Annotated in this window: 9 protein-coding genes and 1 tRNA gene; 1 reads left to right on the top strand and 9 read right to left on the bottom strand. The window is 58.8% G+C overall.

The genetic code is table 11. From position 1 onward, the window contains the following. Positions 1–196 precede the first annotated feature (196 nt). From ACO07N_RS12080 to ACO07N_RS12040, 9 genes are all read right to left on the bottom strand, one after another. Complete coding sequence (locus tag ACO07N_RS12080; RefSeq protein WP_421981251.1) at positions 197–8,623, bottom strand: M10 family metallopeptidase C-terminal domain-containing protein; 8,427 nt, start codon at positions 8,621–8,623, stop codon at positions 197–199. 496 nt (positions 8,624–9,119) lie between these two features. Beyond that, complete coding sequence (locus ACO07N_RS12075; protein WP_421981250.1) at positions 9,120–13,649, bottom strand: M10 family metallopeptidase C-terminal domain-containing protein; 4,530 nt, start codon at positions 13,647–13,649, stop codon at positions 9,120–9,122. Between the two features lie 360 nt (positions 13,650–14,009). Then, positions 14,010–15,356 carry a DEAD/DEAH box helicase gene (locus ACO07N_RS12070; RefSeq protein WP_421981249.1) on the bottom strand — a complete coding sequence of 449 codons (1,347 nt, stop codon included), beginning with the start codon at positions 15,354–15,356 and terminating at the stop codon, positions 14,010–14,012. A 226-nt stretch (positions 15,357–15,582) separates the two neighbouring features. Next, positions 15,583–16,692: a tyrosine-type recombinase/integrase gene (locus ACO07N_RS12065; protein WP_421981248.1), complete on the bottom strand. Its 1,110-nt coding sequence runs from the start codon at positions 16,690–16,692 to the stop codon at positions 15,583–15,585. Next, positions 16,685–17,173: a helix-turn-helix domain-containing protein gene (locus ACO07N_RS12060; RefSeq protein WP_421981247.1), complete on the bottom strand. Its 489-nt coding sequence runs from the start codon at positions 17,171–17,173 to the stop codon at positions 16,685–16,687. Before ACO07N_RS12060 ends, ACO07N_RS12065 begins: the two co-directional genes overlap by 8 nt. A gap of 1 nt (position 17,174) precedes the next feature. Continuing rightward, on the bottom strand, positions 17,175–17,381 hold the full coding sequence (locus ACO07N_RS12055; protein ID WP_421981246.1) for a helix-turn-helix transcriptional regulator: 207 nt from the start codon (positions 17,379–17,381) through the stop codon (positions 17,175–17,177). 77 nt (positions 17,382–17,458) lie between these two features. Continuing rightward, positions 17,459–18,112 (bottom strand): hypothetical protein, encoded by a 654-nt coding sequence (locus tag ACO07N_RS12050; RefSeq protein ID WP_421981245.1) that lies wholly within the window; start codon positions 18,110–18,112, stop codon positions 17,459–17,461. A 29-nt stretch (positions 18,113–18,141) separates the two neighbouring features. Beyond that, positions 18,142–19,326, bottom strand: coding sequence for a tyrosine-type recombinase/integrase (locus ACO07N_RS12045; protein ID WP_421981244.1), 1,185 nt, complete (start codon positions 19,324–19,326; stop codon positions 18,142–18,144). 209 nt (positions 19,327–19,535) lie between these two features. Further along, a tRNA-Leu gene (locus ACO07N_RS12040) sits at positions 19,536–19,622 on the bottom strand. A gap of 177 nt (positions 19,623–19,799) precedes the next feature. Between ACO07N_RS12040 and ACO07N_RS12035 the strand changes: the two genes are divergently transcribed. After that, on the top strand, positions 19,800–20,774 hold the full coding sequence (locus ACO07N_RS12035; protein WP_421981243.1) for a complex I NDUFA9 subunit family protein: 975 nt from the start codon (positions 19,800–19,802) through the stop codon (positions 20,772–20,774). Positions 20,775–20,989 lie beyond the last annotated feature (215 nt).

The following is a 20,989-nucleotide window of genomic DNA, read 5'->3' as shown; positions in this document are numbered from 1 at the left end:
AGAGGCAACAGGATTGGGTCGCCACAGATTGAGGCTTACTTAACGGCAGTGGTTAACTTGGCAAATTACGCCAACGTGCCCGGGGAATGCCAAGCAAAAGTCGGTTCAGCGCCGTGAAAACCGCGACGAACCGGCGCTCGGCCGCCCGCGAATATCGGGTCGCGGTGCATCGTGGTCTTTTCGAAAAAAGAGCCTGTTACACGAACTGGAAATCATCACTATGCAGGTCGGCGACAAGAATTCCCTGAAGCAGTATTGAGGTGTCGGCATCAATCGTAATCGTGGTGTCCGTGCCGTCATCGGCCGCGGCAGCCAGAACACTCGCAAAGTCCGCGAACACCGAACTGCCGAACTCGATCACATCTTCGGACAGGGCTCCGGCCGCAAAGTCCGCAACGGTGTCGTGCCCGCCGTCGCTGGTGATAAAGACAAACGTGTCGCTGCCATCGCCACCGGTCAGGACGTTGGCTCCGGAATTGCCGGTGAGGATGTTGTCCAGTTCGTTGCCGGTGCCGTCGATATCGTCCGTGCCGGTCAGCGTCAGGTTCTCGACGCCAGCGGTCAGAGTGTAGCTGACCGAGGCCTGGACGAGGTCGGTCCCGGCATTGGCAGACGGCAGGTCGGCGGAAAGAACCGTGGTGTCGTTCGTGTAGCCGCCGCCGATGCGCGTGGTGCCATCGAAATAGTGCGCGTAATATGTGGACGTGCCCGCCAGGTTATAAAGGACGTCCATATGGCCGTCGTTGTTCGCATCCACCAGGCCAACCACCGGCCAGGCGGCGTTGAATGGAATCTCGATCGCCGAGTAACGCTGCCAGTTGTTCTGAAGCCAGAACACGGCCTGGGTCTGGCTAACGGCCAGGATGTCGATGTGACCATCACCATTGAAATCGTGAAAGCCCTTCACGTCCCAACCGGCCGGATAGGTAAAGGCCCCGGCGCCGCCCTCAGTGACGACATCACCCACATTGTCGACCACGTAGGTGTCGTCGCCCTCGCCGCCTTCCATCGTGTCCGCGCCAGTGCCGCCATCAAGGAAATCATTGCCGGCGAAGCCGCGCAGGATGTCATTGCCGGCAAGGCCCGACAGCGTGTCGTTGACAAGCCCGCCCTCGAGCGTGTTGGCTGCCCCGTCCCCCGCCAGATTGACCGGTTCCACCAGTGAACCGGCGGCAAAATCCGACTCCGACAAGGTGATGTTGCCACTCAGATCGATGGCAAAATCGGCCGTGCCATCACCGTCCGTGTCGCCCTCAAGCGTGGTGACCCCGCGCCCGGCATCATAGGCATAGCGCAGTGCTCCTGTTGACCCGTCCAGTGCCGCGGTTCCCAGGAAGCGAAATGCGTGCGGTCCAAGAATTGTCGTGTTGGCATCCATTGCCGACAGGTCCAGAAGATCGGTTCCGGACACGAAGTCCGTGATCAAATCCCGGTCGGCGATGGCGGTGCCGCTGTCACCGTCGGCAAAGGCAAACGTGTCGTCTGAACCGCCGCCGGTCAGCGTATCGGCACCCGCTTTACCGGAAAGCACGTTGCTGCCGGAATTGCCGATGAGGATGTTGTCGAGGTCGTTGCCCGTGCCGTCGATGGCGCCGGACCCGGTCAGGGTCAGGTTCTCAACGCCCGAGGTCAGCGTGTAGCTGATCGAGGCCTGGACGAGATCGGTGCCCGCATTGCCAGACGGCAGTGCGGCGGAAATAACCGCGGTGTTGTTGGTGTAACCGCCGCCGATCCGGGTCGTGCCGTTGAAATAGTGCGCGTAGTAGGTCGAGGTGCCCGACTGCTGGTAGAGCACGTCCATCTGGCCGTCGCCGTTGGCGTCCTGCAGACCGATGACCGGCCAGGCGGCATTATAAGGCAGGTTGACCGTGGACGAGACCGCCCAGTTCTCATCCAGAAGCCAGAACTGGACCTGGCTGCCGCTGGACATGAGCACGTCCAGATTGCCGTCGCCGTTGACGTCGTGAACACCTTTCAGCTCCCATCCGGCGGGAACCGTGAAGGAGACGGCGCCTTCTTCGGTCACGACGTCGCCAATGTTGTCGACAACATAGGTGTCGTCGCCCTCGCCGCCTTCCATCGTGTCCGCACCGGTGCCGCCGTCAAGCAGGTCATTGCCGGCAAAGCCGCGCAGGATGTCGTTGCCGCCGAGACCGGACAGCGTGTCGTTCAGCCGCTCGCCTTCCAGCGTGTTGGCGGAGCCGTCGCCCGTCAGTGTCATGGGCGTCAGGAGTGATCCGACGACGAAATCCGTTGCGGATAGAGTGATGTTACCGCTCAGATCGATAGCGAAATCGGCCGAACCGTCTCCGTCAGTATCGCCTTCCAAAGTCGTGACATTGCGAACGGCATCATAGGCATAGCGCAGCGCTCCTGCGTCCCCGTCCAGGGCTGCGGTTCCCAAAAACCGGAATGCCTGGTTGCCGGAAGTCCCGTCTTCGGCGTCCATTGCCGCGAGGTCCAGGAGATCGGTCCCGGACGAGAAATCCGTGATCAGGTCGCGGTCATCGATGGCCGTGCCGCTGTCGCCGTCGGCGAAGGCGAACGTATCGGCTGAGCCACCGCCCGTCAGGGAGTCGGCACCCGCTTTACCAGCCAAAACATTGGCACCGGAATTGCCGATGAGAATGTTGTCAAGCTCGTTGCCTGTGCCGTCGATGGCGCTTGACCCGGTGAGCGTCAGGTTTTCAACGCCCGAAGTCAGCGTGTAGCTGACCGACGCCTGGACGAGATCGGTGCCCGCATTGCCTGCCGGCAGGGCGGAAGAAAGTACCGCCGTGTTGGTCGTGAAGCCGCCACCGATCCGCGTTGTGCCGTTGAAATAATGCGCGTAGTAGGTCGAGGTGCCGGCCTTGTTGTAAAGGACATCTATCTGGCCGTCGCCATTCGCGTCGATCAGTCCGACAACCGGCCAGGCGGCATCGTAAGGTGCATCAACCGTCGAGGAGACCGACCAGCTCTCATCCAGCAGCCAGAACTGGACCTTTGTGCCGCTGGACATCAGGACGTCCAGATTGCCGTCGCCATTGAAATCGTGAATGCCCAACTGGGTCCAGCCGGACGGAGCCGTGAAGGACGCGCCACCTTCTTCGGTAACAACGTCGCCGGCATTGTCGACAACATAAGTGTCGTCGCCCTCGCCGCCTTCCATCGTGTCCGCGCCGGTGCCGCCGTCAAGAAGGTCATTGCCGGCAAATCCACGCAGAGTGTCATTGCCGCCGAGGCCGGACAGCGTGTCGTTGAGCTGATCTCCCTCGAGCGTGTTGGCGGATCCGTCACCTGTCAGAGTGAGCGGAAGAAGGAGCGATTTGGTGACGAAGTCCGTTTCGGAAAGGGTGATGTTGCCGCTCAGATCGATGGCGAAATCGGCCGTGCCATCACCGTCGGTGTCGCCCTCAAGCGTGGTGACCCCGCGCCCGGCATCATAAGCGTAGCGCAGGGCTCCGGCGTCTCCGTCCAGAGCAGCGGTTCCCAAAAACCGGAATGACTGGTTGCCGGACGTGTTTTCTTCCGCGTCCATTGCCGACAGATCCAGAAGATCGGTCCCGGAGACAAAGTCCGTGATCAGATCCCGGTCGGCGATGGCGGTGCCGCTGTCGCCGTCAGCGAACGCGAACGTGTCGGCAGCGCCTCCGCCGGTCAGGGTGTCGGCACCTGCTTTACCGGAAAGGACATTGCTCCCGGAATTGCCGATGAGGATATTGTCCAGGTCGTTGCCCGTGCCGTCGATATTGCCAGACCCGGTCAGGGTCAGGTTTTCAACGCCCGAGGTCAGCGTGTAGCTGATCGAGGACTGGACGAGATCGGTGCCCGCATTGCCCGAGGGCAGGTCGGCGGACAGAACCGTGGTGTTGGTCGTGTAGCCGCCGCCGATCCGGGTCGTGCCGTTGAAATAATGCGCGTAGTAGGTCGAGGTGCCCGACTGGTTATAGAGCACATCCATCTGGCCGTCGCCGTTGGCGTCCTGCAGACCGATGACCGGCCAGGCGGCATTGTACGGAAGGTTCACCGTGGACGAGACCGCCCAGCTCTCATCGAGCAACCAGAACTGCACCTGGGTGCCGCTGGACATCAGAACGTCCGGATTGCCGTCGCCATTGACGTCGTGAACGCCCTTCAGCTCCCAGCCGGCGGGAACGGTGAAGGAGACGGCGCCTTCCTCGGTGACGACGTCGCCGGCGTTGTCGACAACATAGGTGTCGTCGCCCTCGCCGCCTTCCATCGTGTCCGCACCGGTGCCGCCATCAAGCAGGTCATTGCCGGCAAAGCCGCGCAGGATGTCGTTGCCGCCTAGACCGGACAGCGTGTCGTTCAGCCGCTCGCCCTCAAGCGTGTTGGCGAAGCCATCGCCCGTCAGGGTGAGTGGCGTCAGCAGCGATCCTGACGTGAAGTCCGAATCTGCAAGGGTGATGTTGCCGCTGAAGTCGATTGCAAAGTCGGCACTGCCATCGCCGTCGGTATCGCCTTCCAGCGTCGTGACATTGCGGCCGGCATCATAGGCATAGCGCAGGGCCCCGGCGTCCCCGTCGAACGCTCCGGTTCCAAGGAAGCGGAACGCCTGGTTGCCGGACGTGTTGTCTTCGGCGTCCATTGCCGACAGGTCCAGAAGATCGGTCCCGGACACAAAGTCCGTGATCAGGTCGCGGTCATCGACGGCGATGCCGCTGTCGCCGTCAGCGAAGGCGAACGTATCGGCTGAGCCACCGCCCGTCAGGGAGTCGGCCCCAGCTTTACCAGCCAAAACATTGGCACCGGAATTGCCGATGAGAATGTTGTCCAGCTCGTTGCCGGTACCGTCGATGGCGCTTGACCCGGTGAGCGTCAGGTTTTCAACGCCCGAGGTCAGGGTGTAGCTGATCGACGACTGAACAAGGTCCGTGCCCGCATTGCCTGGCGGCAGCGCGGCAGAGAGAACCGCCGTGTTGGTCGTGAAGCCGCCACCAATCCGCGTCGTGCCGTTGAAATAATGCGCGTAGTAGGTCGAGGTGCCGGCCTTGTTGTAAAGGACATCCATCTGGCCGTCGCCATTGGCGTCGATCAGTCCAACAACCGGCCAGGCGGTATCGAAAGGAGCATCAACCGTCGAGGATACGGACCAGCTCTCATCCAGCAACCAGAACTGCACCTTTGTGCCACTGGACATCAGCACATCCAGATTGCCGTCGCCGTTGAAATCGTGAACACCCAACTGCGTCCAGCCGGACGGGGCCGTGAAGGACGCGCCACCTTCCTCGGTGACAACGTCGCCAATGTTGTCTACCACGTAGGTGTCGTCGCCCTCGCCGCCTTCCATCGTGTCCGCGCCGGTGCCGCCGTCAAGCAGGTCATCACCGGCGAAGCCGCGCAGAGTATCATTGCCGCCGAGGCCGGACAGCGTGTCGCCGGCGAAGCCACCTTCCAGCGTGTTCGCAAGCCCGTCCCCCGTCAGCGAAACCGGAAGCCCGGTCCTGGCACTGTCCGGGGCAAGATCGCCGAGGCCAATGGCAATGTTGCCGGTGAGGTCAATGGCAAAGTCGGCGGTGCCGTCGCCGTCGGTATCGCCTTGAAGCGTCGTGACATCGCGGCCTGCATCATAGGCATAGCGTAGGGCACCGGCCGCCCCGTCAAAGGCGTCGGTCCCAAGAAAACGGAATTCCTGATTGCCGCCGGTCTGCGTGTCGGCATCCATTGCCGACAGGTCCAGCAGGTCGCTTCCCGACACGAAATCGGTAACGAGGTCCCGGTCGGAGACGGCCGTTCCGCTGTCACCATCCGCAAATGCAAACGTGTCGCCGGCAGCGCCACCGGTCAGCGTGTCCGCGCCGGCTCCCCCCGTGAGCACGTTCGCCACCGCGTTGCCGATGATCGTATCATCTCCGCTGCCGCCAATCGCGTTCTCGATGACGGTGCCGCGCGCGATGAAAAAGTTTCCAGTGAGGCCGCCAAGGTCAGAAGGCGTCTCTTCACGAAGATCCAAGGTCTGGTCGGAGAAGAAGCCGCTGAAGTCGAGCGTGTCGATGCCCGAGTTGTCGACGATGGTGCCGGCGATCGGGTTGTACGAATTCACGAAATTGTCGAGATAACCGCCGGCTGTCGAATTGAAGCCGTAGGTCGTGTCACCAAGATGGATGTCCGTCGCCGTGCCATACAGCTGTTGTATGGCAAGAATATCGGCAACCATCGGGGTCAGCAGGAAAGCGAAACTGGCGTCGATGAAGGTGTTATCGATCTGGTCGAAATACGACATGATCGATGCCTGCCACGAGTCGTTGAGATAGATATTGTCAACGCCATACGTGGCGACGATATCGTACGGCCCCGGATGCCCCAGACCGAGTGCATGGCCGATTTCGTGTATGTAGGTCTGGAAGGAATAGCTGTCGAGCGACGTTCCGTAGGTGGCCAGCCAGTTTGTCGAGATACTGATGTTCGCGAAGTCGATCGTCGATCCCGTGTAGAAGAACTCGGCATGCGCGCCGCTTTCGTTGTCGTCGAACGTGATCTGGGCGTTGTTCGAGACGAAGCTGAAATTGATTCCGCTGACAATGGTCCAGGCTTCCAGCGCAGTGGTGGCCAGATATTTTCCGGCTGCGGTCAAGCCGGTGATGTCGACCGTGAGGAACCCACCGGGCGTCACATTGAACGCGTATTGCTCGCCCCAGTAACCGGAAACCAGATAGTCCGCGATCTGGTCGTAGGTATAGACGTTCGCCTTGGCGGTAAGTTCGTAATAACCTGTTTTGGATCCAGCTCTCGCGCCGGCGTCCAGATAGTAGTATCCAGACGTTGCCACGTTGGTGGTGATCTGCGCGTTGACGAAACTGTCACCTTCAAATTCATTGACGCTGACAACGGCTCCCAGATCATCCCGCAGCCGCAAGCTTGAACCCCGGGTTCCAAAGCTTTCGAGTTCAAAGGAGTAAGCCGTTCCGGCTTCCAGGTAGACCTTTATCCAATCCCGGTCTCCGCTGCTTTCGAACACGCCTGTGAATGTCTCGCCAACCGACATCTCGGAAGTCGTTGCCGTACTTGTCGTCGCATCAACGCCTTCGTCTACCGCGACAACACTCGTCTTCAGGTTATAAGAGCCCGAAAATGTGCCGTTGGCGCCCGAGGTTATGCCGACGTAGTAGTCTCCCGGCGTAACCGAGGGCAAAACCAGTTCAATTTTTGACTCTGTGGATTGATCGACGCCAAAATTCAGGAATTGCCCGCCCGAGCCGTACAGAAACAATTGAGGCGTTTCAGGATCGTCCCAATCCAGCGTGAACGAGTAAACCTGGTCGGCGCCGAGTTGTATCTTGAGCCAGTCCGCTTCTGTATCGTTGAGGCTGCTCAGGTCGCCGGAGAAGGAATCGCCCGGCAAAAGACTGTAGGTCGTCGACGTATTGTCGGGCGCGTCTTCGGTTTCGACATCCGTGAAGACAGCCGGCGGCAAGGGATCCCTGGTGCTCGTGGTGAGAGTATACAGACCCTTGTAGTCGGCTTCGTCGGACTCTATCGAGAGATAATAGGTTCCGCTTTCGGTGGCGGCAAAATTCAACAAGGAAAAGTTGCCCGGTCCGCCATCATCGTCCCAGGCAACAAGCATGCTGTCACTGTCGCGCAGTCTCAACCAGGTATCCGCGAGTTCGCCGATGCCGTCCACGGCGAATGTATAGGTCTCACCCGCAGTGAGATCTATTCTGATCCAGTCTTCGTCGGTGGTTTCGGACAAAATTCCGGTAAATGTGTCACCGACCGAGATCGTAAAGGACGTGGAGCTATCGCTCGCCGCGTCGGTAACCTCATCGTAGGCCGGGCCATTGGCCTGGGCCGTTACTTCATAGTATCCGTCATCGATATAACTGTTGCTCGAACTGGCGCCTGCATCCAGATAGAAGTACCCGGATACCGTCGGTGTGAAGGTGAACTGCAGGTCCGCGTCCGGCTCGGCCGCTTCCTGGGACGCAACCACTGCGCCATTGCCGTCGCGTAATTCGAATTCCGACAGGAACCCGCCATAGGAGCGCATGTCAAATGTATAACTGATGCCGACAGCCAGCTCTATCTGGACCCAGTCATTATCGAACGAATGATAAATTGTTCCAGTGAACGTCTCGCCGACCCCCATGGAATAGGGTGTCGCGACACTCGGTGGAGCGTCAGTCGTTTCATCCTTTTCCACAAGTCTTGTTGTGATGGTGTAAGAGCCACCATAGGGGTCCTGGACGGCCGAGTGGACATCAAGATGGAATTCCCGGGCGTTGGTTGCGTTGTAGATCAGCAGCGCACTTCGTTCGGCGGTGTTCACCGGAGCCGTCTGGCTCAAACCAAATCCATTCTCCCGGACCCGGAGGTACGGGTTGTTGTGCGCTTCGTCCCAGGTCAGCACAAACGCATAGGTTTGCCCCAGGACCAGCGGCATTTCAATTAAGTCAACCGCGTCATATCCGAGGTATCCGCTTGTGGCCTCGATGCCGATCTCGCCGGAAAAACTATCCCCTACATCAATGCTGTATGAAGTCGAGGTGTCGCGGGCTGCGTCTGTTGTTTCGATGTAGGATGCCCCGGCCGACCGCGAACCATCCGCTGCCGCCCGCATGTAGCCGAGATCCAGGGGGACCCCGGAAATGTTTCTGCTCGTCTTGTCCAACACACTCATGCTTCATTTATTCGCTCAAGAATGATTTGACCGAGCGCGACCCGCATGAGAAATCCAGCGTTCCTCAATTCGGTTTTGTTACGGTTCGTCGGCAAAATTCTTGAACGGTTGCACTTTAAGGCAGTGATATCATTTAGCTCTTAAGTTGCAAAATCTGCCAAGGCAATGTCAAGAACAAATCGTTAAAGTTGATTAACTTTCAAAAGGGCGACGCCTCTGGGTTGCGCCGCTCGCACACCTGGTACCGAGCCGGGAACGATGGCATTCACCAACCAGAGATCGTATCGGAATTGCGCGATCCCTACCCTAGGTGCGCAGAGGCAATCAGGCGGAAAACGGCGGCATTTCGGGGTAGCCGCGAGGCCGGAACCGGCTTGCTGCCCGCAGGCCGTTTGGTCGCGCCCGGGACCAGCGAATTTGACCGGAAACCGGCGGCAGCCGCGTTTCCGGTCATGCGCGAGACGCAACAGCAATCGTGCTTTGGTGAAACGCGTTCTCACACGAACACGAAATCGTCCTGGTGGAGGTCGGCGACACCGACGCCCTGAAGCAGCAGAGAGGTGTTCGCATCGATCGTGATCCGGGCGTCTGCACCCTCGTCGGCTGCCGCGGCGAGCACGGCTGCAAAATCTGAAAACACGGACGTTTCGAATTCGATGATGTCGTCAGTGAGCGCCCCGGCGGCAAAGTCCGTGATCGTATCATGCCCGCTGTCGCCATTCGCGAACGCAAACGTATCGCTGGCGCCGCCGCCCGTCAGGGTATCATCGCCCGTGCCACCGGTGAGGACATTGGCAGCTGAATTACCGATGATGATGTTGTCGAGGTCGTTGCCGGTGCCGTCGATGGCACTTGTCTCGGTCAGCGTCAGGTTTTCGACGCCCGAGGTCAGCGTGTAGCTGATCGAGGCCTGCACGAGATCGGTTCCGGCGTTGCCCGACGGCAGGTCGGAAGAAAGGACCGTGGTGTCGTTGGTGTAACCGCCACCGATCCGCGCCGTGCCGTTGAAATAATGCGCGTAGTAGGTCGAGGTGCCGGCCTTGTTGTAGAGGACGTCCATTTCGCCGTCGCCATTGGCATCCATCAGTCCGATGACCGGCCAGGCGGAATTGTACGGCAGGTTCACCGTGGACGAGACCGCCCAGCTTTCGTCCAGCAGCCAGAACTGCACCTGGGTTCCACTGGACATCAGGACGTCCAGATTGCCGTCATCATTGACGTCGTGAACGCCCTTCAGCTCCCAGCCGGCGGGAACGGTGAAGGAAATGGCGCCTTCCTCGGTGACAACGTCACCGGCGTTGTCGACCACATAAGTGTCGTCGCCCTCGCCGCCTTCCATCGTGTCCGCGCCGGTGCCGCCGTCAAGCAGATCATCACCGGCGAAGCCGCGCAGAGTGTCGTTGCCGCCGAGGCCGGACAATGTGTCGCCGAGTTGCCCGCCTTCCAGCGTGTTGGCAGAGCCGTCGCCCGTCAGGGTGAGCGGGGTCAGCAGCGAACCCGACGTGAAGTCCCCATCGGCGAGCGTGATGTTGCCGCTGAGGTCGATGGCAAAGTCGGCCGTGCCGTCTCCATCGGTGTCGCCTTCGAGCGTGGTGACCCCGCGCCCGGCATCATAGCTGTAGCGCAGCGCCCCTGCCGCCCCGTCCAGGGCAGCGGTACCCAGGAAACGGAAGGCCTGACTGCCGGATGTGCCTTCGTCGGCATCCATTGCCGACAGATCCAGAAGGTCGGTGCCGGAGACGAAGTCCGTGATCAGATCCCGGTCATCGATGGCGGTGCCGCTGTCGCCGTCGGAGAACGCAAACGTATCGGCGGAACCACCACCGGTCAGGGTGTCGGCACCCGCTTTACCGGAAAGCACGTTGCTGCCGGAGTTGCCGATGAGGATGTTGTCGAGGTCGTTGCCGGTGCCGTCGATGGCGCTTGACCCGGTGAGCGTCAGGTTTTCAACGCCCGAAGTCAGCGTGTAGCTGATCGAGGCCTGCACCAGATCGGTCCCGGCATTGCCCGAAGGCATTGCAGAAGAGAGAACCGCCGTGTTGTTCGTGTAGCCGCCACCGATCCGGGTCGTGCCGTTGAAATAATGCGCGTAATAGGTGGACGTGCCGGCCTTGTTGTAGAGAACGTCCATCTGGCCGTCGCCGTTCGCATCCACCAGCCCGACAACCGGCCAGGCGGAATTGTAAGGCAGGTTCACCGTGGACGTGACCGACCAGCTCTCGTCGAGCAGCCAGAACTGCACCTGGGTACCGCTGGACATCAGGACGTCCAGATTGCCGTCACCATTGACGTCGTGAATGCCCAACTGGGTCCAGCCGGACGGAGCCGTGAAGGAAACGGAGCCCTCTTCGGTGACAACATCGCCGGCATTGTCGACCACATAGGTGTCGTCGCCCTCGCCGCCTTCCATCGTGTCCGCACCGGTGCCGCCGTCAAGGACATCATCGCCGGCGAAGCCGCGCAGGGTGTCATTGCCGCCGAGACCGGACAATGTGTCGCCGAGTTGCCCGCCTTCCAGCGTGTTGGCGGATCCGTCGCCCGTCAGGGTGATGGCCGCCAAAAGCGATCCCGCCGTGAAGTCACCATCGGAGAGAGTGATGTTGCCGCTCAGATCGATTGCAAAGTCGGCACTGCCGTCCCCGTCGGTGTCGCCTTCGAGCGTGGTGACTCCGCGCCCGGCATCATAGCTGTAGCGCAGCGCTCCGGCGTCTCCGTCGAGGGCAGCGGTGCCCAGGAAACGGAAGGCCTGATTGCCGGACGTGCCTTCGTCGGCATCGATTGCCGACAGATCCAGTTGGTCGGTCCCGGAGACAAAATCCGTGATCAGATCCCGGTCATCTATCGCAGGGCCGCTGTCACCTGCCGCAAAAGCAAACGTGTCGGCTGAGCCGCCGCCCGTCAGCGTATCGGCACCCGCTTCACCGGAAAGAACATTGGCCCCCGAATTGCCGATCAGGATGTTGTCCAGCTCGTTGCCCGTGCCGTCGATGGCGCCTGACCCGGTCAGGGTCAGGTTTTCAACGCCCGAGGTCAGCGTGTAGCTGATCGACGATTGCACAAGGTCCGTGCCGGCATTGCCGGACGGCAGGTCGGAGGACGCAACAGAGGTGTTGTTCGTGTAGCCGCCGCCGATCCGCGCCGTACCATTGAAATAATGCGCGTAGTAGGTGGCGGTGCCCGCCTTGTTATAAAGGACGTCCATCTGGCCGTCGCCATTGGCGTCGACCAGCCCGATAACCGGCCAGGCGGCGTTGTAGGGCAGGTTGACGGTGGACGAGACCGACCAGCTCTCATCGAGCAGCCAGAACTGCACTTGCGTACCGCTGGACATCAGCACATCCTGGTTGCCGTCGCCGTTGACGTCGTGAACGCCCTTCAGCTCCCAGCCGGTGGGCACGGTGAAGGAAACGGCGCCTTCCTCGGTGACGATATCGCCCACGTTGTCGACAACATAGGTGTCGTCACCCTCGCCACCTTCCATCGTGTCTGCACCGGTGCCGCCGTCAAGGACATCGTCACCGGCAAAGCCGCGCAGGATGTCGTTGCCGCCGAGACCGGACAGCGTGTCGCCGACAAGCCCACCTTCCAGCGTGTTGGCGGATGCGTCGCCCGTCAGCGAGAGCGGAACGCCGAGCGTGGCGCTGCCCGCCGTGAAATCGTCGATGGTCAGGGCAATATTGCCCCAGAGGGCAATGCCGAAGTCGGCGATGCCATCGCCGTCGGTATCGCCTTCGACCCGCGTGTGATTGTGGCTTGAATCATAGGCGTAGCGCAGCGCGCCCACACCGTAGAATGCGCTTTGCCCGATGAAGGTGAACTGGTCTACCGACCCTGAGATTCCGTCCGCGTCGATGGCGGACAGGTCGAGCAGATCGAGCCCGGCGACAAAGTCGGTGATCTGGTCCCAGGTGCTGAAGGAATTGCCCGTGTCGCCCTCTTCGAAGACGAACGTGTCGCTGCCTGCGCCGCCGGTCAGCGTGTCCCTGCCGGCGCCGCCGTGAAGGACATCGTTGCCGTCCTTGCCGTCAAGGCTGTCGTTGCCGCCGAGTCCCTTTAGATCGTTGGCAAGAACGTTACCGGAAATGGTGTCGTTGCCGGACCCGCCAATGGCGTTTTCGATCCAGGTGCCGTTGGCGATGCCGATGTTGTAGGTCATCGTGCTGGACGTGCCGCCGGCCGAAGAATAGGTCCCCGGTTCGAGATCGATGATCGCCCGCAGTGAGAAACCGGACAGATCAAGCGTGTCGGTTCCGCCGGCGTCGTAGATCGTCAGGACGGGCGCGCGGTTCTGGCTGAAGTCGAAGAGGTCATTGCCGGCATTCGAATTGAAGCCGTAGACCGTGTCCCCGGACCGGGTCGTGGTATCCGCACCGTATTTGGACTGAATGGTGAGGACATCGTGCACCATCGGCGTTTGCGCGTATTGCCAGCCGAACCCGCCGTTCCAGTCCGCGCCCGTGTTCGAGGCGCTGAAATAGGACATGACCGACCACTGGTGGGTGTCCTGCGCATATTCGGCGTTGTTCGCGTAGGTCGGCGAGCCGCCATTATAGGAGCCCGGATGACTAAGACCGACGGCATGGCCGATCTCGTGCATGATGGTCATCCAGTAATAGTCCCCCGGGTCGGGGTAATAGAGCGCCGTATAGGTCGCCGAATTCAGCCAGACTTCACCGGCCCATTGATAGTTTCCCGGGTAATAGGCATGGGCGTAGGCGATGTTTGTCGTGGTGTTGCCGAAATTGATGGCGGCGTTTTGCTGATTGCTCGTCTGTTCGACAAAGGAGGGCGCGATCAGGTCATCCCAGAGGTCGACGATGAGCCGCGTGGCGGCCTGCTGATAGGCGGTGAATTTCGAAAATCCGTTGCCCTCGTATCCGATACCCCAGGACGGGGAGGATTGCAGGAAACCGTATGTAATGGTGTTCGAATTCCACTCGCGGCCGGAATCGATCTGACCGACGACCTGGTTGTTGTCGTAGGTCGGGGCCTGCTGCGGCTGACGGACGGCAGTCTCGGCCTCCACCGCTTCTGCAACGAAATCGCCGGTGCAGTTGGGGCAGGCACAAGGTCCAAAATCGCTGTGTCTAAGATCGATATTTGTCAAACTGCTTCAACCAACTTTTCAATTCACCCGGACGGTGAAAAAAGACCGCCCACCCAAGCGCCCTGCGCGGCAACCACTTCCTTGCCGGTGTCGGCGAATCCGGGTGTCCGGGGCTTGCGTTACGGTAATTCAGCGGCAAAAAGTTAAGAAACCATAGGATCAATCGGCGAGTTTTTGGGGTTTCCGGGCATGATGCACCGTTTTTTGTTCACTTTTTCCGTGTTCCCCATTGCGCGCACCGGACACCCGGACAACCTGTCCTGCAACCGCGACAGGCACTTACGGCAACCGCTTGCCACCAAAGCTTAAGATCTGCGCGCGCACGCGATTTTGGTAAAGCCCGGATTTACCATTTTCAAACGATCCTCCCCGCTCCGGCCGGATGCCGATGACACACCGGGCCCGCTCAAAGCCGTCCGCACACCGGTCGTGTAAGCTGACGCGCGTGAGAAAGGCTTCGAGTGTTTCGCGGCACGGTTCCTCATCGGCACCGCTGTGGTCTGAAAGGAGTTTAACAGCCTCGCCGAACGGGATTGGCTTTTTCCGCTTCAATTCTAGGCCGTCGTCCAACCCAAGAGCTAGCTCCGTCCAAACCGATAATGGATGCTTTTTAAGAGTGCCATCGTCGAGTTTTTCCGGAAGTGGCTGACCAATAACCGATGCCAGTTGACCCTTTACTTGCTCGAGCTTGATATTGTCGTCAGTTGCGCGTTGGAGCGACTCGTCAATCACCGCGTCAGGGCCAATGTCACTTCCAAACAACCGTGTCGCAACTTTGGCGACCGCCAAAGCTCTACTTTCTTCCGTGCCTTCTGAAGCCATTGTTGCTGAAGTGCCGATACAGACGGGAGCTTTATCTGGTGCGCAACGGTCTCGTATCCGTCTCACCAACACCGCAACGTCGGCACCTTGCCGGCCCCTGTACGTGTGCAATTCATCAAGAATGATGAATTCGAGCCCCCCGGCATTCGCAACAACCTGCGCATCAAGTTCGTCCTGACGAGTCAGTAATAACTCGGCCATCATATAGTTGGTCAGGAGAATGTCAGGTGGGTTCGCAGCAATCTTCTTGCGCTCTTCCTGGCTTTCCTGGCCCGTATAGCGCTTTACGACAGATTTCAAATTTTCTGGAAGTCCTGATTGACCGATAAACTTGTCAATCTCCTTGAGCTGGCTGTTTGCCAAAGCGTTCATAGGATAGATGATGATTGCACGTGTCTTGCGCGGCTTGCCCGCCCGGAGCGCGCCAAGAATGCTGTCCACTACAGGCACAAAAAAACATAGCGACTTGCCAGAACCAGTGCCGGTTGTGACTACATAACTGCTGCCAGACTTTGCCTTCGCAATTGCTTCAGCTTGGTGCCGGTGAAAACGCAATGGAGTTTCACCAAAACGAAACACTTTGCCTGTGCCTTCGTCGAGGTTTCCGGACGCGACAAGCTCGTCAACATCGGGGCCGGACAAAAACCTGGGGTTCAATGATAATAGTGCATCGGGCCAAAATCGGCCCTCATCATATTGCGCATCGATTTCAGATTTCAGATCATCCGCTTTGATCTGGGTAAATGATCTCGAAAACCGTTCGTAGGTTTTGATCACATGATGTTCAAACTCAAAAGCTTTCATTGATGTCTATGGTTTTCTTGAGGAGATCATTTGTTTTTGTGTCACCACATCGACCGCGTTCTTTACTTCGATAAGCACAACCACCATCTAAACCCTAAGCAGTACTCATTACAACCCACACCTCGACGAAGCAGCATTTTGTCAATGATGAAACGAACACAGTTTGATGCGCGTCAAGAGATCCGTGAAAAGAAGTCGATTTTCGAAGACCATGTCGAAAGAGGCCTCAGATCTGCTTTCTCAAGTGCTCCAACACAAACTGAATAGTTGCGCTGTCGGGAGCTCCTTCCTCAGTGAGATCAGAACTATCCGGACCTTGTCCAAGCGACCCCAATATCTCCGCCTGCCGATGAGTGGAAACAGCCCCATAGCTCGTGAACGTCGTGAGGACATTCTCGTGACCCAGATTCTGGCTCCAGGCCTTGAACTCTTCCGGTGTCCTACAGGTGCGCTCGCCGATCTGGGCCAGGGTTTTGCGGAAACTATGCGGATTGAAGTAAGGCAAGTCCGCACTTTCGAAGGCTTGCTTGAAAATCCTGCGAATCGGCCCGGCGTTGGACCAATTCGATCGGAGCAGTCTTCTTGCACCGAAAAGACCATCCTGACCTTTGGTCACATGCGTAGAAGGAAACAGCGGATCATCCGGACCAAAAAGTTTTTCAGATGTGAGATATTCGATCCACTCTCGCACGACCTCCTCAACATCAGCGCCGATGGGAAAAAACCAAGTGGTAATGGTCTTGCGGTTCTTCGTGCGAACGTCACGGGCGTCCTGGAAAACTTGCCGTCTTTCCAAGTCGACATGTTTGATCGACAGCGACGCCATCGCGTCATCGCGGATGCCGGTTAGAAAGGTGAAAGCGATCAGGGCGCGGTCGCGTTTTTCGATGTCGGTCGCCGCTTTCATGGACTTGAGGACGTATCGGATCTGCTCGGCGCTGGGCACGGGTTGTTCGCGCTTTGCCGTGGCTATGCGCGTATCGTTGGCCGACAGATTGAAGTAGTCGGCGTCCGAATACCGAAGCTTGGACCTGTAGCCGGGCTCTCTCGATAGCCATTGGAAAAACGCTTTCACGTGATTGAGGCGCGACCGCATGGTTGCCTTTGCCAGAGGTTTTCCGGTCTCCGGATTGACGTAGTCGGTCATGTCACGCTTGAATTTGCGCGCCTGCTCGATCCGGAAGAGCACAAAGTCCTTGTAGCCTGACGATGCCTCGAACATGGCGATGGCCGCTGCAACTTGGTCCGTGGTCTTTTCAGACATTCGCTTTGCCTCCTCCAGATAGGCAAGGTACTGGCGCTTGATCCGCTCGTTTTTCGGATGATGCTTACGCATGGGTTTCAGGCTCCTTTTTGAAGTGATCATTTGTGCAGGAAGAGTTGCCATCATCTAGGCGTGTTTCCGCCTGCACATCCGTCACGGTCAAAATGGCCCTAAGAGCCCGTAATCCATCTGCTGACACGGCCTTGTGCATCACCGTAGAACAGACCTCGCAGAGCGCCCGAATGTTGCCACGCCCTGCCTTGGTGGGACGAAACTCCACCTCGCTAAAGGCGGCCTTGCGCGGCGTTTTGCAGGACATGCAAAAGCACTGATCAATTTTGCAGATCTGCTTGGGTTTGCGCCTTGAGACCAGGAAACCCTTCAGATCCTGACCAAGGATCAGAATCGGACGTTGGTCGTCCAGGCAAGGAAGCCCATCTTTCAAGTATCTTCTGATAGTGCCTTTACAAAGCTTGAGTGCCCGAGCGGCTTCATCGACAGTGTAGCTGCGATGGCTCTTGATGCGGTGCCCGCTCGAACGCTTGCCGGCCATCTCAGGCGGCTCCGTTTTCCAAAAGTGCGCGGATATCTTCCACGCGCCAAACGGTAATCCGTGCGCCAAGTTTGACCGGCTTGGGAAACCGACCATCTTTGACACCCGCCCACCACGTGGACTTGCTGACGGGGATGGGGCCGTTGGGAGCGATGATGGATTTCAACCGGAGGAAGCCGGTCTGGGGAAGTTCGATTTGGTCTGACATGATGTGTCTCCGTCCATTAGTGACGGTTACCAACTGTCAGGTCCTGAAAGGAGAATAAGTCAGAAAGGGTGAAAAACTCAATTTTTTGATTTTTTCACCTCTTCCAAGTGACTGTAAATTCGAATTATTTTTTTCTTGACCGCACTTTCTGAGGGTTCCTTTCCAAAACGCTCACTGAACCAGAGAAGCATTGCTCTGACTAGGTCTGCTCGCTTATCTGGCAATCCATCTGGCGTGTTGGCGATTCGAATGATCTCTGCGTGGAACAGGTCCCAGTCATATTGCCCTGGCCTGCCACGCGCCTTATCGTCATTTTCAGGAGTCCTCGAACGGCTTTTCGCTCGAGCTTGCTCACTAGGCTCAACTTCGATTTCGCGTTGTTCAGATATGGGCAATTTGTCATTGTTTTTTCGGCTCAATGCCAAAACTTCGCTTTCTAAATCTTCGTCGAAAACGAGGTCATTTTTGTAGCACCATTCAAGCAGCAAGAATGGCTTCACGACTATTGCCGAGTTGATCATGGCGCAGTGGAGATCACCTATGGCATGGGCACGATCAATGAGTTCATAAATGCATTCAACTTCTGGCGCCACACCGTGCGGCAATTCAGCCGAGTAGATGGTCTCTTCATACTCAGGAACCGGTAAAGGCTCGAATCCAAAACAAAGCTGCGCAGCTTCCTCAAGCGTCCAATATGACTTTCGCGCCCAATAGAAAACATTCAACTCCATGTCTTCGCTCCATTTCGGCTAAGCCCAATTCAACTGATAAGGCCTTGAATGCTGTCGGCCCACCATTCCCCCATCTTTACACGATCTTCCCAATATTCCGCGCGGTGATATGCGCGGCGCACTTCGTCAGCCCCGACATGTCCAAGCTCTGCCTCGATCGCATCCGGGTTCCACTCGCCACTTTCATTGAGCAGCGTCGAGGCCGTTGCCCGGAAGCCATGAGAGGTCATTTCTTCCTTGGTAAAGCCCATTCGCCTCAGGGCGGCGTTGAGGGTGTTCTCGCTTATCGGGCGCTTCGGGGATGAAACGGACGGGAAGACGAGTGGCCGGTGTCCGGTCAACTGCTGCAAGTCCTGTAGAATTTCGACTGCAGCGCCTGGAAGAGGCTTCTTGTGCTCCCTGCGCATTTTTGTTCGCTGTGCCGGAATTGTCCACGTGGCCTCTTCAAGATTGAATTCGGACCATTCGGCTTGTCTGAGTTCCCCGGGCCTCGGATAGAGAAGGGCCATTAGCTTGAGCGCGGCCCGGGTCTCGTAGGAGCCCTCGTATTCCCAGATGCAGCGAACAAGACCCGCAAGGTGCTGCCAGTCTGTAATCGCGGCTCGGTGCGTTACCTGTGGAGCCGTCAGAGCACCCCTCAGGCTAAACGTCGGATCATTTTCCGCGCGAGTCGTGGCAATGGCAAACCGGAACACCTGCCCGATCGTTGCCCTTAACCTTCTTGCCGTTTCGTAATTCCCCTGTGCTTCGACCTTACGCAAAACGGCGAGAATTTCTGGTGCGGTTATTGCTTTTATGGGGCGACGCTCGAGGGCCGGTCGTGCCAGGCTGAGTACCCACTGTTTCTTGTCGAGCGTCGTCTTGGCCCTACCTTCGCGGGTTTCCTTTTTCAGAAGCTCGTCGGCAATCGCTCCGAAGGTGTTGCCATGAGCAACTTTCGCTTCGGCTTTTTCCACCTTCTGTTGGTGGGAAGGATCGATACCAGTAGCAAGCTGACCTTTCGCCAGATCGCGTCTTTGACGCGCTAAGGCCAAGGTCACATGAGGATAGGCTCCCAATGCCAACGTCTTCTGACTGCCCGCAAACCTGTAGGATAACCGCCAGAGCCGCGAGCCGCCCGGCGTCAGCAACAGATGCAAGCCTCCGCCATCACTAATCTTTTTGGGTTTCTCAGGCGTTTTGAAACTGCGGATTTGCCGGTCAGTCAAAGGCATTTCTGGCACCCCATACCAACAATCGCGGCTTCAAGTACCAACAATTGCGGCTCGTTCGAGGAAAACTGCCAACAAATATACCAACAAATGCGCTGGATACCAACAAACGCCGTTGGACGACACCGGACACATGAAACGAAAAAAACCCCGGAAAACCGGAGCTTTTTTGGAGGATATCAGACCGTATCGGACTGTCTGAAATCGGAATTTGGTGCCCAGGAGAGGACTCGAACCTCCACGCCCGTAAGGGCACTAGCACCTGAAGCTAGCGCGTCTACCAGTTCCGCCACCTGGGCTGTGAGGGGGGCTTGTAAGCGGCGGGCTGGCCCTTGTCAATCGCAAGGTGCGACTTTTTTTGATCAAACGCAGGCAGCCCTTCACACCCGGCTCACAAAGGTCTAAGAAACAAGCTGACGGGCGCGGCGCTGGCGCTTCGGCCCCTTCTGTTCGGACGCGAAAAAAGGCATTTCCAGATGTCCACACCTCTCAACGGCAAACTCGTCACAATCTTCGGCGGGTCGGGCTTTCTCGGCCGGCATATCGTGCAGTCGCTGGCGCGGCGCGGCTACCGGATCCGGGCCGCCGTCCGGCGGCCGGACCTGGCGACGCACCTGCAGCCGCTCGGTGCGCCCGGACAGATCATGGCGGTGCAGGCGAACCTGCGCTACCGCTGGTCGATCGACCGCGCCGTGATCGGCTCGGACGCCGTCATCAACGCGGTCGGCATTCTTGCCCCGACCGGCAACCAGACCTTCGATGCCGTTCAGGCCTTCGGACCACGCGCAATCGCCGAGGCCGCCCGCGGCGCCGGGCTTTCCGCGATCACGCATATCTCCGCCATCGGTGCCGACGCGGACAGCACGTCCCAATACGCGCGCACCAAGGCCGCCGGTGAAGCCGGTGTCCTGGAGACCCTGCCGGACAGCGTCATCCTGCGCCCGTCGATCGTGTTCGGGCCGGAAGACGATTTCTTCAACCAGTTCGCCGAGATGGCACGCTTTGCGCCGGCCCTGCCGCTGATCGGCGGCGGTGAGACCAGGTTCCAGCCGGTCTATGTCTGCGATGTCGCCGAGGCCGTCGCAAGGTCCGTCGACGGTGAACTGACACCGGGCGCGACCTACGAACTCGGCGGACCGGAGCACAAGAGCTTCCGCGACTGCCTGGAAGAGATGCTGGAGATCACGCGCAGGTCGCGTTTCCTGCTGCCGATCCCGTTTCCGGTCGCCTCCGCGATGGGCAAGGTCATGCAGCTCCTTCCCGGCGCGCCGCTCACGGCCGATCAGGTGGAACTCCTGAAGACGGACAACGTGGTCTCCGAGGCCGCGATAAAGGACGGGCGCACGCTGGAAGGGATCGGCATCAAGCCCGCCACGCTGGCCAGCATCCTGCCGACATACCTGGAACGCTTCCGGCAACACGGGCAATACGACGCGCACAGGCCCGTCTGAATTGCGACGCCGCACGGGTAACGGTCTGAGCTACGACGCAGCCTTGGTTACGGTCTGAGCTGCGACGCAGCTCGGGTGATCGCAAAAGACAAGCACGGCGCAGCCGAAAGCCCGAAAACAGTAGACACCTGCCTCACTGGCTTTTTGATCGCCGGCCACACGGGATACTGGGTCCCGGTCTTGCCGCTTGCACGGCAAACCGGGATGACACTCCT

It is taken from the genome of Roseibium sp., assembly GCF_965229775.1.
In the GTDB taxonomy this organism is placed as follows: Bacteria; Pseudomonadota; Alphaproteobacteria; order Rhizobiales; family Stappiaceae; genus Roseibium.
This window is presented reverse-complemented; position numbering and strand designations above follow the sequence as displayed.

Bases quoted from the DNA above. Each gene is read 5' to 3' on its own strand.
- ACO07N_RS12055 (WP_421981246.1), bottom strand. From the start codon at position 17,381: ATGTCAGACCAAATCGAACTTCCCCAGACCGGCTTCCTCCGGTTGAAA.
- ACO07N_RS12070 (WP_421981249.1), bottom strand. From the start codon at position 15,356: ATGAAAGCTTTTGAGTTTGAACATCATGTGATCAAAACCTACGAACGG.
- ACO07N_RS12060 (WP_421981247.1), bottom strand. From the start codon at position 17,173: ATGGCCGGCAAGCGTTCGAGCGGGCACCGCATCAAGAGCCATCGCAGC.
- ACO07N_RS12050 (WP_421981245.1), bottom strand. From the start codon at position 18,112: ATGGAGTTGAATGTTTTCTATTGGGCGCGAAAGTCATATTGGACGCTT.
- ACO07N_RS12080 (WP_421981251.1), bottom strand. From the start codon at position 8,623: ATGAGTGTGTTGGACAAGACGAGCAGAAACATTTCCGGGGTCCCCCTG.
- ACO07N_RS12035 (WP_421981243.1), top strand. From the start codon at position 19,800: ATGTCCACACCTCTCAACGGCAAACTCGTCACAATCTTCGGCGGGTCG.
- ACO07N_RS12045 (WP_421981244.1), bottom strand. From the start codon at position 19,326: ATGCCTTTGACTGACCGGCAAATCCGCAGTTTCAAAACGCCTGAGAAA.
- ACO07N_RS12065 (WP_421981248.1), bottom strand. From the start codon at position 16,692: ATGCGTAAGCATCATCCGAAAAACGAGCGGATCAAGCGCCAGTACCTT.